Origin of the sequence: Corallococcus sp. AB045 (assembly GCF_003668895.1) — a bacterium.
GTDB classification, from domain to species: domain Bacteria; phylum Myxococcota; class Myxococcia; order Myxococcales; family Myxococcaceae; genus Corallococcus; species Corallococcus coralloides.
In genome coordinates this window covers 1-12,229 of sequence record NZ_RAWN01000247.1, presented here as the reverse complement: position 1 = coordinate 12,229, position 12,229 = coordinate 1, and the positions used below count along the sequence as shown (strand labels likewise).

Annotated in this window: 11 protein-coding genes and 1 pseudogene; 8 read left to right on the top strand and 4 right to left on the bottom strand. The window is 65.2% G+C overall.

The genetic code is table 11. The features are described 5' to 3' along the window. Positions 1–125: 125 nt before the first annotated feature. Positions 126–989 (top strand): CHAP domain-containing protein, encoded by an 864-nt coding sequence (locus D7Y21_RS36460; RefSeq protein WP_121718143.1) that lies wholly within the window; start codon positions 126–128, stop codon positions 987–989. Positions 990–1,084: 95 nt separating this feature from the next. Here D7Y21_RS36460 and D7Y21_RS36455 read toward each other — a convergent pair whose 3' ends face one another. The 4 genes from D7Y21_RS36455 to D7Y21_RS36440 all read right to left on the bottom strand — a co-directional run bounded on the left by D7Y21_RS36455 (position 1,085) and on the right by D7Y21_RS36440 (position 6,281). Next, positions 1,085–2,281: a glycosyltransferase family 2 protein gene (locus tag D7Y21_RS36455; protein ID WP_120568021.1), complete on the bottom strand. Its 1,197-nt coding sequence runs from the start codon at positions 2,279–2,281 to the stop codon at positions 1,085–1,087. 155 nt (positions 2,282–2,436) lie between these two features. Beyond that, complete coding sequence (locus D7Y21_RS36450; protein WP_147443423.1) at positions 2,437–4,575, bottom strand: zinc-ribbon domain-containing protein; 2,139 nt, start codon at positions 4,573–4,575, stop codon at positions 2,437–2,439. A gap of 9 nt (positions 4,576–4,584) precedes the next feature. Beyond that, complete coding sequence (locus tag D7Y21_RS36445) at positions 4,585–4,941, bottom strand: helix-hairpin-helix domain-containing protein (RefSeq protein WP_121718142.1); 357 nt, start codon at positions 4,939–4,941, stop codon at positions 4,585–4,587. A 62-nt stretch (positions 4,942–5,003) separates the two neighbouring features. Continuing rightward, on the bottom strand, positions 5,004–6,281 hold the full coding sequence (locus D7Y21_RS36440) for an aspartate kinase (protein WP_121718141.1): 1,278 nt from the start codon (positions 6,279–6,281) through the stop codon (positions 5,004–5,006). Positions 6,282–6,426: 145 nt separating this feature from the next. Between D7Y21_RS36440 and hutH the strand changes: the two genes are divergently transcribed. The 7 genes and pseudogenes from hutH to tnpB all read left to right on the top strand — a co-directional run. Further along, positions 6,427–7,953 (top strand): histidine ammonia-lyase, encoded by a 1,527-nt coding sequence (gene hutH / locus D7Y21_RS36435; RefSeq protein WP_121718140.1) that lies wholly within the window; start codon positions 6,427–6,429, stop codon positions 7,951–7,953. Between the two features lie 358 nt (positions 7,954–8,311). Beyond that, on the top strand, positions 8,312–8,584 hold the full coding sequence (locus D7Y21_RS42425; RefSeq protein WP_199735562.1) for a hypothetical protein: 273 nt from the start codon (positions 8,312–8,314) through the stop codon (positions 8,582–8,584). A gap of 211 nt (positions 8,585–8,795) precedes the next feature. Beyond that, positions 8,796–10,346 carry a metallophosphoesterase gene (locus D7Y21_RS36425; protein WP_158627404.1) on the top strand — a complete coding sequence of 517 codons (1,551 nt, stop codon included), beginning with the start codon at positions 8,796–8,798 and terminating at the stop codon, positions 10,344–10,346. Position 10,347: 1 nt separating this feature from the next. Beyond that, entirely contained in the window at positions 10,348–11,193 is an 846-nt protein-coding gene (locus D7Y21_RS36420; protein ID WP_121718137.1) for an HAD family hydrolase, read from the top strand. 160 nt (positions 11,194–11,353) lie between these two features. Then, a pseudogene (locus D7Y21_RS36415) lies at positions 11,354–11,467 on the top strand (transposase); the annotation flags it as partial. A 70-nt stretch (positions 11,468–11,537) separates the two neighbouring features. Beyond that, entirely contained in the window at positions 11,538–11,873 is a 336-nt protein-coding gene (locus D7Y21_RS36410) for an IS66 family insertion sequence element accessory protein TnpB (protein WP_233592078.1), read from the top strand. 4 nt (positions 11,874–11,877) lie between these two features. Further along, on the top strand, positions 11,878–12,229 hold a 352-nt coding region (tnpB, locus tag D7Y21_RS36405; RefSeq protein ID WP_147469473.1), incomplete at its 3' end, for an IS66 family insertion sequence element accessory protein TnpB.

Below are 12,229 nucleotides of genomic sequence, written 5' to 3'. Positions count from 1 at the left end.
GCAATACCCCACCCGCCCCCGGTCGAAAACCCGAGCCGCTCCGCCCGGTTGCCTGGGTGGTTTTCTTGCCTACACGCGCCAGCGGAGGGAGCCTCTGGCCCAGGACGCTACAGGACGAGGTGGCCATGAAGCTGGGCGCATGGATGGCGATGCTGGCGATGACGACGGGCTGTGCGACCGGATCCCCCACGGGGGCCTGGGTGGCGTCGGATGCCGTGCGCTACCGCTCCGCCTCCCCGCCAGCCTTCCCGCGCGCCGCGCTGTCCGAGGAGGTGGCGGTCCGTGAGCGCGCCCCCGCCGAGCGGCCCGCGAAGGCCCCCGCCCCGAGCAAGGCCCCGGCGGTAGCGAAGGCACCGGCCAGGAAGGCTCCGGCGAAGGCGCGCGTCACGCCCGCGAAGCAGACGACCGCGAGCCCTGCCCCCACGGCCAATCCCCGCGAGCGCGTGCTGGCCACGGCGCGTGCACTGGTGGGGCAGTCGTCGGTGCAGGTGAGCGGCAAGCGCTACCCGGCGGACTGCACGGCGCTCATCGATGCCACCTACTCCCAGGCGGGCGTGAAGTTCCGGGGCACCCTCAAGCCCGGGGACAACGGCGTCACCGCGATGTACCGCTACGCCCAGGCGAACGGCCGCGTGTACACGAGCGGGCGCCCCGTGCCGGGCGACCTGGTGTTCTTCCGCGAGACGTACGATCAGAACCGCGACGGCCGGCGCAACGACGGCCTCACCCACGTGGGCCTGGTGGACGGCGTGGACGCGGACGGCACGGTCACCGTCATCCACCGGGTGAAGCGCGGCGTGGTGCGCTACCGGATGAACCTGGCGCGACCCCACATGGCCCGCGATCCGAAGACGGGCGAGGTGCTCAACGACATGCTGCGAAGCCCCGCCCCCGGTCAGCCGCACGTGCTCACCGGCCAGCTCTTCGCCGCGTTCGGCAGCGTGCTGCCCTCCGGCCCGGCGAAGCCCATGGCCGTGGCGGCCCGCTGAAAAAGGAAAGCCCGCCGATTCCATCCGTGCGCTTCCGGAACCAGCCGGAGCGCCGCGGGGAACCGGCGGGCCTGGACTGCCAAATCGGTTGAAGGTCAGGTCGACGTGGACGTCGGCACGCGGGCGGTGCGGTCCCACGCGGCGCGCTGCGAGTTGCGCAGGAAGCGCCAGAAGCCCACGGCGATGGCCGCGTTCATGGTCACGAAGTAGTACGCGATGGACGTGGCCTTCTTCGCGGCGCCGCTCTTGAAGACGCCGGAGCGGCCCAGGTACGCCAGGGCGTAGAAGCCCAGCTGCGCGCCCAGCGTGAAGCGATAGAACAGGCTGTCGAGCAGGAACAGGTTCGCGACGAGCGCCAGCGCCATCAGCGCCGGAGCGCACCAGCGCAGGAGCTTGTGCGACCAGAAGGCGAAGGCGGCGAAGCCCGCGGTGGGCAGGAGCAGCCCGGGCACGAGTCGCAGGCTCTGGAAGTTGCCCGCCGCGATGCGCGCGCGCCGGCCGAACTCCTTGCCGTAGTCCTCCGTCGTCTCCTCGTGGGCGACGGCCCCCTCCTCGTAGACGACCTTGTAGCCGCTCTCCAGGATGCGCAGCGGAATCACGAAGTCATCCACGATGGTGGACGGCGGCAGCTGGGTGAAGAGCGAGCGCCGGATGGCGTAGAGGCCGCCGTTGGCCCCCACCACCGCGCCGCGCCGGCCCTCGTACATCTTGATGAGGGACTCGTAGCTCCAGTACGCGCTCTCCTCGTAGTCCTGCTTCGTGGGGTTGTAGAGGCGCAGCTTGCCGCAGACGGCGCCGACCTCCGGATCCTCGAAGTGGCGGACGATCTTCCGCACCGCGTCCGCGTCGATCATCGTGTTCGCATCCGACAGCAGCACGATGTCGCCGTGCGAGGACGGGATGCAGCGGTTGAGCACCGTCGTCTTGCCTGCGCGAGCCGCGGGCGACAGGCGCACGCGTGGATCCGTGCACTTCTGCACGAGCCCGTCCGTGCCGTCCGTGGAGCCGTCCGAACCGATGACGACCTCGAAGCGGTCCGCCGGGTAGTCCAGCGCCAGGCTGTTCTTCAGCTTGGACTCGATGCAGTCCGCCTCGTTGTAGGCGGCCACCACCAGACTCACCGAGGGCAACGGCCCGGCCTTGACGCCCGCGCGTGCGGCCTCACCCGAGCGCATCTTCCGCATGTTCTGGAAGACCTGGGCCGCGCCCTCCAGGGCGAACAGGCTCAAGGGATAGAGAAAATAAGTGTGCACGAGCGCCAGCGCCGCGCACCAGAAGAAGACCTCCGCCATCGACCCACCCTCCGAACCCCGAGTCCTCGACTCCCAGGGACGAAGCAAGGTGCATGCCTGAGCGTCCAGAGGGACTTCAGGGCGAGGGAGCCAGCGAGCCCCCGGGACGGACTGGAGTTTCTCCAGGGTGAGACGGAGGTGATCCGGTCAACGTTTCAGGGCGAGGGCTCGGAGGCGGCGGTCTGGGCAAGCATGCGCCTGGCCAGGTCGTGCTTGGGGTTGAGCGCCACCACTTCGTCCAGCAGCTTCCGGGCCGTGTCCGGGTCACCCAGGCGGATGGCCAGCCGAGCCCCCAGGACGAAGGCGCGGAAGAGGTACCGGTCCTGCGCACGCAGGGCTCGCAGCTCCTCTGCGACGGCCTGGACGGTGGCGTCGGGCGAGCCGGAGCTGAGGGCGTATTCGGCGCGGGCGATGACGCTCCAGGACTGCTGGAGCTCCACCTGGCGCAGGCGTTCCGCGAGGGCCAGGGCGTTGGGGGCACCCGTCACCGCGGCATAGAGGGCCTGGGCCTTGAGGCGCGCGGCGACGGCGGCGGCGGGCTCCACGTCCGGAGCGGCCCGGAGGGTCTCCATCAGCGCATCGAGCACCTTGCGCCGCTCGGCGATTTCGGTGCGCAGCGGCTGCATTTCGCGCTCGGTCGCGCGCAGGTCGTCATGGAGCGCGTTGGACTCAGCCATCCAGCCCAGCGACGACTTCGCGGTGGTGACCTCGTTGATCCGCCGCTTGATCGTGGCCGACTGGAGGGTCAGCCGGTCGAACTCGGCGTGCAGGTCTGACACCTGGAGGGTGTAGGCCACCGCCAGCTCGGCCTGGACCTCGGCGTACTTCGGATGGGCGGTGGCCAGGGCCTTGAGGCCCTCGATGGCCTGTTCGCGCGCGGGAGCATCATCACGGCGCAGCGAGCCGACGGCGCGGTCCTTGTCCGTCACGGCCTGCTCGGGCATGGCCGCGTTGCGGTCGCGGAAGACGGGATACGCCAGGTACCCGGCCAGGAGGATGCCCGCGAGCACCGCGAGCCCGAGGAGCACCCAGCTCACCGAGGGGGTACGCCGGTTGCCGTCCTCGATGACGATGGCGCCGGCGCGGGAGGATGCCCCGAGCAGCTCCGGAGGCAGATCGCCGGAGGACTTCCGGGAAGGAAGGGGCCGGTCCAGACCGCCCCCGAGCACCGACGCGCCGGAAGGCGAAGCCGCGGGCCTGGAGGGCTCGGTGCGAGCGAAGGGCGCGTCATCGCCGGGCAGGGAGACCGTCGCGGTCGGCGCGGAGGTCGCCCAGGGCGCGTCGCCGTGGCCTTCCGGAACGAGCTTGGAGCGTGAGCCGCCCGTCGCCGACCACGGCGGATCCGTGGGGTCGCCCGAAGGCGAGATGTCCTCGAAGGACCGGGGAGCGGAGGACACGGGAGAGGCCGACATCGAACCGGACGCGTGCGTCGAACCACCGGCCTCGACCGGGCCTCCGGCGTCGAGCGAACCGGCAACCGCAGGGCCCGACACCGCGCCAAACGCACGGGTGGAACCGACCGCCTCTGCCACCGGTGAACCCGAGGGGCCCGGCACCGCACCGAACGCGCGGGTCGCTCCAATGCTCGCGTCGACAGCACCGGAGGGCGCTGGGCCCGACACCGCGCCAAACGCACGCGTCGCCCCAATGCCCGCATCGGCGGCACCAGAAGGCGGAGGATCCGACACCGCGCCAAACGCACGCGTCGCGCCAACACCCTCCGGCCCACGCGATGAAGCACCAGGCTCCGCGAGGCGGAACGAACCCGAGGACGAAGCGGAGACAGCACCGAACGCGCGCGTCGTTGCCCCAGGAGCCGCACCCTGCCCCGGCTGCGCCGCGGGAGGAGGAGCCCCCAATCCAGACCCCACCGCTCCGAAGGCTCGCGTCGTGCCCATCGCCGCCGGAGGCTGCGCGCCGGACGCCACGGGAGGCGGCGCCGCGACCGGAGCGATGGACGGAGGCGGAGGAATCACACCGGACGAAGTCAGCGCACCCGAAGCCGGAGTCGGCTGCGGAACGAAGGACCCGGACGCCGTGGTCGAACCCGCGAACAGGTTCGTGGACTTCAGGCTGGAAGCGCCCTCACCGCCGAAGATCTGCGTGGACGACTGCGTACCCGTCCGGTCTCCCCCACCCGCCGGAGGAATCTTCGGCGCGGGAGCCATGACGCCGGTGGGCGAAGCCTTGAACACGTGGCCACACCGGGTGCACTGCACCGACGCGCCACCAGGCGGCAGGAGTCGGGCATCCAGCACGTACTGCATCGAGCATTGCGGGCAGGCGATCTGCACCGGCCGTGCTTACCACACGCCCCCATTGGCCGCCGCCGCGTCCAGCACGGTGGCTGCCCGGAGGGTCTCCAACTTGGCAGCGCCCACGCCGGGCACGGCGTCCACGTCCTCCCAGCTCGAGAACCGGCCCTGCTCCTCGCGGGCGGACACCAGCCGTTTGGCCAGGTCACGGCCCACACCGGGCAACAGGGCCAGCTCGGACTCGGAGGCGGCGTTGAGGTCCAGCTTGAGCCCCAGCGCGAGCGCCTGTGCCCCCGTAGGCACCGCGCCCGGGCCACAGGTGGCCAGCCCCGCCGGGTCCAGCCGCACGGCCTCCGGCGGGCAGTCGAGCGAGGGCCGCGAATCCGGCCACCGCGCCCGGGCCATGAAGCCCAGGGCGAGCAGCCCCAGGGACAGCGCCGCGAGCGCGGACGTGCGCCCGAACCGCTTCAGGCCTTCTGCCCCTTCAGCGCGTCCACTTCCGACACGGTGGGGTTGGCCGTCACGGGGGGCGGCGCGTCCAGCCCGAAGGCCGTGTGCAGCGCGCGCACCGCCAGCTCCGTGTACTTCGTGTGGATCACGCAGGAGGTCTTGATCTCCGACGTGGAGATGAGCTGGATGTTGATGCCCTCCTGGGAGAGCGTCTGGAACATCCGCGCCGCCACGCCCGAGTGGTTGCGCATGCCCACGCCGACGATGGACACCTTGGCGATGGCGTCATCCACCTCCACGCCGGTGGCGCCCACGTCCTGCGCGGCCTGCTTCACGACCTCGTGGGCCTTGGCGAAGTCCGACTTGGCGACGGTGAAGGTGACGTCGGTGCGCCCGTCGCGGGACAGGTTCTGCACGATGAGGTCCACCACGATGTGCTTCGCGTCGAGCGCCCCGAAGAGCTTCGCCGCGGCGCCCGGCTGATCCGGCACGCCCACCACGGTGATCTTCGCCTCGTTCCGATCGTAGGCGACCCCTCGAACCAGCACGTCCTCCATGGATGCGTCCTCCTCGCAGACGAGCGTGCCCGGATCCTCGGTGAAGGAAGACTTCACCCACAGGGGCACCTTGTACTTCATGGCGAATTCGACCGAGCGGATCTGCAGCACCTTGGCGCCCAGGCTGGCCAGCTCCAGCATCTCCTCGTAGGTGATGCGGTCCAGCTTCTTCGCGGCCGGGCACACGTTGGGGTCGGTGGTGTAGACGCCGTCGACGTCCGTATAGATTTCACACGCGTCGGCCTTGAGCGCCGCCGCCAGCGCGACGCCCGTCGTGTCGGACCCGCCGCGGCCGAGCGTGGTGACGCTGCCCGTCTCGTCCACGCCCTGGAAGCCGGCGACGACGACGATCCTCCCCTGCTTCAGCGCGGCGCGGATGGGCTCCGCGTCGATGCTCTTGATGCGCGCCTTGGAGAAGGTGCTGTCGGTGACGATGCGCACCTGGTGGCCGAGGAAGCTCACGGCCTTCCCGCCCTGCGCATGGATGGCCATGGCGACGAGCCCGATGGACACCTGTTCGCCGGTGGCGACGACGACGTCCTGTTCGCGCTCGTCGGGCCGGTCGGTGATCTGCGCCACCAGCTTGAGCAGGCGGTTCGTCTCTCCGGACATGGCGGAGACGACCACCACGACGTCATGGCCGGCCTTCTGGGCGGCGATGCAGCGGCGAGCGACGTTCTTCATGCGCTCGGTGTCACCCACCGAGGTACCGCCGTACTTCTGGACGATGAGGGCCACGGGGCTTGCGACCTCCCTGCACGGACGGGCGCAGGCTATATGGGCGCCGGGGCCTGGGTGTAAAGGGCCCTCAACCTGCCTGCCGCGAATCCGCTAGCCTTCGTGGCCCAACGAATTCAAGCCGCATACCCGGAGTAGCCCGAACATGTCCCGCCCCCGCCTCCTCATCGATGGTGACACCCTGAAGCTGGAGGAGATCCTCCAGGTCTCCCGCCACGAAGTCACGGTGGAGCTCGCCCCCGAAGCCGCAAAGCGGGTGCAGGCCTCCCGGGCGTTGGTGGACCGGGTCGCCGCCGGAGACACGCCGTCCTACGGCATCAACACGGGCTTCGGCACGCTGGCGGAGGTGCGCATCGACCGGAAGGACCTGCGCGACCTGCAGCGCAACCTCATCCTGTCGCACGCCTGTGGCGTGGGGAATCCGCTGCCCCTGCCGGAGGCGCGCGTGCTCTTGCTGCTCCGGGCCAACGTGCTGGCGAAGGGCTTCAGCGGCATCCGGATGGAGACGCTTCAGCTGGCCATCGACATGCTGAACAAGGACGTGGTGCCGGTGGTCCCCGAGCGGGGAAGCGTGGGCGCGTCCGGAGACCTGGCCCCGCTGGCGCACCTGGCGCTGGTGCTGATTGGCGAGGGCGAGGCGTTCTTCGAGGGCATGCGGATGCCGTCGAAGCAGGCGCTGGAGAAGGCGGGCCTGAAGCCGGTGGTGCTGGAGGCGAAGGAAGGCCTGACGCTGATCAACGGCACGCAGGCGATGTGCGCGGTGGGCACGCTGACGCAGCTGCGAGCGGAGCTGCTGGCGGACGTGGCGGACATCGCGGGAGCGATGACGGTGGAGGGCCTGCTGGGCAGCCACAAGCCGTTCCTGCCGGAGATCCACGCGGTGCGTCCGCACGCGGGTCAGAAGGCGGTGGCGGACCACCTGCGCCGGATTCTCAAGGGCAGCGAGCTGGTGGAGACGCACGTCAACTGCAGCAAGGTGCAGGACCCGTACAGCCTGCGGTGCATCCCGCAGGTGCACGGCTCGGCGCGAGAGGGATTGGCGTTCGCGCGTCGCATCCTGGAGGTGGAGGTGAACAGCGGGACGGACAACCCGCTGGTGTTCCCGGACACGGGGAACATCATCTCCGGAGGCAACTTCCACGGTCAGCCCATCTCGCTGGCGATGGACGTGGTGGCCATGGCCCTGACGCAGCTGTCGAGCATCAGCGAGCGCCGAGTGGAGCAGATGGTGAACCCGAGCCTGTCGGGTCTGCCCGCGTTCCTGGCGAAGAACAGTGGGTTGAACTCCGGATTCATGATCGCCCAGGTGACCGCGGCGGCCCTGGTGGCCGAGTCGCGCATCCTGAGCCACCCGGCCTCCGTGGACTCCATCCCCTCCTCCGCGGGCCGCGAGGATCACGTGTCCATGGGCATGACGGCCGCGCTGAAGGGGCGGCAGGTATCGGAGTTCGCGCGTTCGTGTCTGGCCATTGAGCTGCTGGTCGCGGCGCAGGCGCTGGACTTCCGTCAGCCGGTGAAGCCCGGCAAGGGCGTGCTGGCGGCGTATGAGCTGATCCGCGGCAAGGTTCCGCACATGGACCGGGACCGCGAGCTGCATCACGACATCACGGCGGTCACGGCGCTGGTGGAGTCCGGGGCAATTCGTGAAGTCGTGCGCTCGGCCTCCACATAACAACAATCCAACAACACACCCAGCACCCACCTGTACCCACCAAGACAGAAGCCTCATCAATTCCTAGCGCATCCTCACGAAAGCACCGCATCTCCCATCCAACAACAACTCCAGACCCTACAGAACAATCATGCTAATTCGATCCTACGGCTTATTTTGGCATGCAGACCAAGTCAGTTGGTTTCCAGGGAAAGGTCGAGCCTTTCGACTACTTGGCAGACGCAATTGGAACCTACCCAAACTGCGAGTTGCGGATTTTCGCCAACAGAGTGGCATTTATATCCTTTATGGAAATCATGGTCCTCACTATGTTGGCCTTGCACGCAAACGGGGGATTGGCGTTCGACTCAGAGAGCACTTGAATGACGACCATAAGGGGCGTTGGGATCGTTTCAGTTGGTTCGGGTTCCAGGCCGTTCTGACATCAACCGACGATCTCGGCCTTCGCACCCTAAAGAAACTAGCAACAACAGGCATCAGCAGCCCACGAGACCTAATTGCCGACACCGAAGCCCTTTTAATCAAGGCAATGGGGCTTCAAAACAAAGCCGACATGAATTTCAAAAAAGCCCTCTGCTGGGAACAGGTGCATCTTCTTGAGATCGACCAAATCATGTCGAAAATCTCATAACGACAAACAGCCAACATCACACCATTAGACTCCTAACTTGGTGCTACACATCCTGCGAAATCCAGCACCACACAGCAAGGCCCAATTCGAAGCCAGTCCCACGCAAGCGACAAAAAACAGAACAATCCGCCTCCCTATGGCATCCACAAGATTCGAATTTGAAAATGTCATTCTAAGATTCCGTGATCTATCCACTCAGGATGGAGAAACGGTGTCGCTTCACTCCAACATTGCTCGCGAACACGGCTTCGTCTGGTGGGGGTGGTGGAACAAAGGTGGCGAGCAGGTCCCATCGGAGGAATTTGCAGAACTTCGCCGCAAGGCTCGTCAGCCGGGTGGACTAACACTTTACCTTCTCGATTCCGGCCATAGCCAAACCTATTCTTCTGTCTGCACAGACATCCACTGGGAGCCAGGTGGCGAGCCAATTGCCTCCCCAGATCCAGAGAAAACCCCATCTTACTACCGTGAGAAAAAGGTACTTGCATGGTTCAAACTCGGCCCGATCGAATCCCACCACCTAGAGACATCCAAGTACACCTATGTGCGAGTAGACCGATTTTTCACATCACAGCCTTCTAAATACAGTGCCTTCTACAACAAGCGCATCTTTTCTACACACGAACTAACCGAGCAGAATCGAACCATTTGGTTCATGCGCAAGGCGCGCTCCTCTGACAGGCAGCACGAAGTATCTCTGTTGGATGGCGCAACGCTGACCCCAGAACATTTCCCTCAGAGGTTCATCCAATCAGGAAGCAGGAACCTACTTTGGGTATCCGACCTGCACTTCGACACTGGCACAGATAGCCACCACGGATTTTCAATCAATCCCAAAACGCCAGCCCGGAGAACACTTGGGCAGGCTGTCCATGGCGCTCTGGAGAAACACCTCATCAGGGACTTGGGAGGAATGCTGGCTAGTGGCGACATCACTTGGAAGGCCGCCGCAACAGAGTTCGAACAGGCGCTCGGCTTCTTCAAATGGATGGAGAGTTCTACAAACTTAACGCGCTTTCAAATAGCCACATGCCCAGGCAATCACGATCTTTCCTACAGCACTCACAGAGAAGAACGCGACGCACCGATTGACATTACCTATCCCGAAGCAAGAAAAGAATACGCCGAATTCTATGCGAAACTCTTTGGCCTCACACCCAATGAGCACCTCAGTTGCGGCCGGCGTTTTCTTCTCGGGGACTCATACTCTGTCGACATTGTTTGCCTGAACTCATCGATACTTCAGCAACGACCAGGCGTTTTCCGAGGGCACGGATTCGTTGGCGAGGATCAGTTGCGAGATGCGGCAAACGCATTTGGCTGGTCCTCTACAAAAGGAGCAGACCGACGTCCCTTCCGCATTGTCATGCTTCATCATCATCTCGTGCCTGTCACCTACCGAGAACAACCAGATCCCGCCATCTCCTACAGCGTGACCCTGGATGCCGAAGCACTGATGCGATGGGCAGCAGAGTGCCAGGTCGACCTTGTTCTGCATGGACACATGCACGAAGCCTCATGCGTAAAAATATCAAAACCAGCAGCCCTTAGCGGAAAACTAAAGGGATGGCATGACTTCCACGTCATAGGCATGGGCAGCACTGGCGTCTCACGAGACCATCAAGGCTCAACAGGCAAGAACACGTTTGGCATTCTTCGGTTTGAAGACCACAGCGTGATCGTAACCATATACAGCGTTTCACCTACAGACCCCTCGGAGGAAATTTGGTCTGTACAAATCCCGCTTCACCGCGAGAGATAGGATGCGAATTCTCATCACCGACCTAGACAACACCCTCTACGACTGGGTGTCTTTTTTTGCTCGCGCATTCGAGGCAATGGCGAGCGAACTCGTTAGCCTATTGGGCATCCCCCCCCAAACTCTCTTCGATGAGTTTAAGGCCGTACACAGGGCATACGGCGACTCTGAGTACCCCTTCGCCCTGTTTGAACTGCCATCCGTCCATAGGTATTTTGGCACTCTTCCACCCGAGGAACTCAAAGCAAGGCTCGACAAACCACTGCACGCATTCAATTCGGCACGAAAGCGCGAACTTCGGCTCTACGAATCTGTCTCTTCGACACTAAGCAAACTTAACCAAAAAGGAATACGGATTATTGGCTACACAGAGGCGCTTGCCGTCAACGCAGCTTTTCGCCTACACAAATTAGATATCTTGAAGCATTTCCATCGTCTTTACGCTTTGGAGGCCGCAGTTCCACTAACGCCCGTTTCCTCTGACCGCCCAGTTGTGCCTCTTCACCGATCTGATCTCATCGAATTGGTGCCTCGCGTTGAGCGCAAGCCAAATCCTCGCCTACTTGCGCACATATGCGCCCTTGAGCACGTTGACCTAAAGGATGCTTGGTACGTCGGGGATAGCCTTAGTCGCGACATCATTATGGCTCAATCTGCTGGTGTCACCTCAGTCTGGGCCGAGTATGGCACTAAGTACGACCCCGGCCTTTGGAGCACGCTAGTGAAGATTAGCCATTGGACCGACGAGGACATTGTGCGTGATTCTCAGTTGAGGCAACAGGCCAAATCCGTTCGACCCGACCATACAATCCAATCGTATTCAGAACTAATCTCACTGATTTCAAACTAGCAAGCAGCACCGCCGAAACAACACCTCAACACGAAGCATGCACAGTAAACCTAACACTACTCGGTCAGATGAATCGGGCGAGGCAGCCCCGTGTTGATGGGGCATGACGCCCGATCAGCTATGCAAGCTCGACCGAGAACTCTCCGAGTACCTGGACTCGATGACAGCAGGAACGGGGCGCACGGAGCGACGACGTGCCTTGAGCGGCTACGTCACAGGCCTCCTGCTGGACGGAGAACGCAAGAGCATCGAGCCCATGGCGGCACGACTGGCCCAGCGCCCGTAACCGTCCGGCGTAACCGTCCGGCCAACGACGTGCCGTGAGGGATTGCCGGGGTAGCGGCGTGCGGCGGACGCTTCCGGGCATGGCGAAGCAGGTGGAGAAGCCGGAGTGGGCGCGCGTCGCGGAAGCCTTCGAGGCCAGCGGGCAGACGCAGCGGGAGTTCGCGTTGGCGCGGGGCGTGCGGCTGAGCACGTTGCAGTCGTGGGTATATCGGGCACGTCGGGCCGCGCCGTCACGGGCGGAAGCAGTGAGACTCTTGCCGGTGCAGGTGACGACGGCGCCCGCGGCGACGGAGTCCCTGCTGGAAGTGGTCGCCGCGAGCGGAGCGCGGGTGCGATTCGCGGTAGGCACTGACGTGACGTACGTGGCGCGTCTCGTCGCGGCGCTGGGGCGCTGAAGCGGTGTTCGCGCTGCCTGCGTCGGTGCGCGTGGTGCTGGCGGTGGAGCCGGTGGACATGCGCAAGTCGATTGATGGCCTCATGACGCTGGTGCGCGGCGCGTGGGGAGAGGACGTCTACTCGGGGCACCTCTTCGCCTTCGTCTCCAGGCGGGGCGACCGCATCAAGGTGCTGACGTGGAGCCGGGGCGGCTTCGTGCTGCTGTACAAGCGACTAGAGGCGGGACGCTTCCGGCTGCCGCCGGTGGACGCGGGCGCGCAGGCGGTGACGCTGGACGCCACGCAGTTGGCCATGCTGCTGGACGGCATCGACGTGGCCCAGGTGAGGCGCCAGCCCGCCTGGACGCCTCCCGGGC

Excerpts from the sequence above, each read along its gene's own strand:
- D7Y21_RS36460 (WP_121718143.1), top strand. The coding sequence starts at position 126 with ATGAAGCTGGGCGCATGGATGGCGATGCTGGCGATGACGACGGGCTGT.
- D7Y21_RS36455 (WP_120568021.1), bottom strand. The coding sequence starts at position 2,281 with ATGGCGGAGGTCTTCTTCTGGTGCGCGGCGCTGGCGCTCGTGCACACT.
- D7Y21_RS36445 (WP_121718142.1), bottom strand. The coding sequence starts at position 4,941 with ATGGCCCGGGCGCGGTGGCCGGATTCGCGGCCCTCGCTCGACTGCCCG.
- hutH (WP_121718140.1), top strand. The coding sequence starts at position 6,427 with ATGTCCCGCCCCCGCCTCCTCATCGATGGTGACACCCTGAAGCTGGAG.
- D7Y21_RS36420 (WP_121718137.1), top strand. The coding sequence starts at position 10,348 with ATGCGAATTCTCATCACCGACCTAGACAACACCCTCTACGACTGGGTG.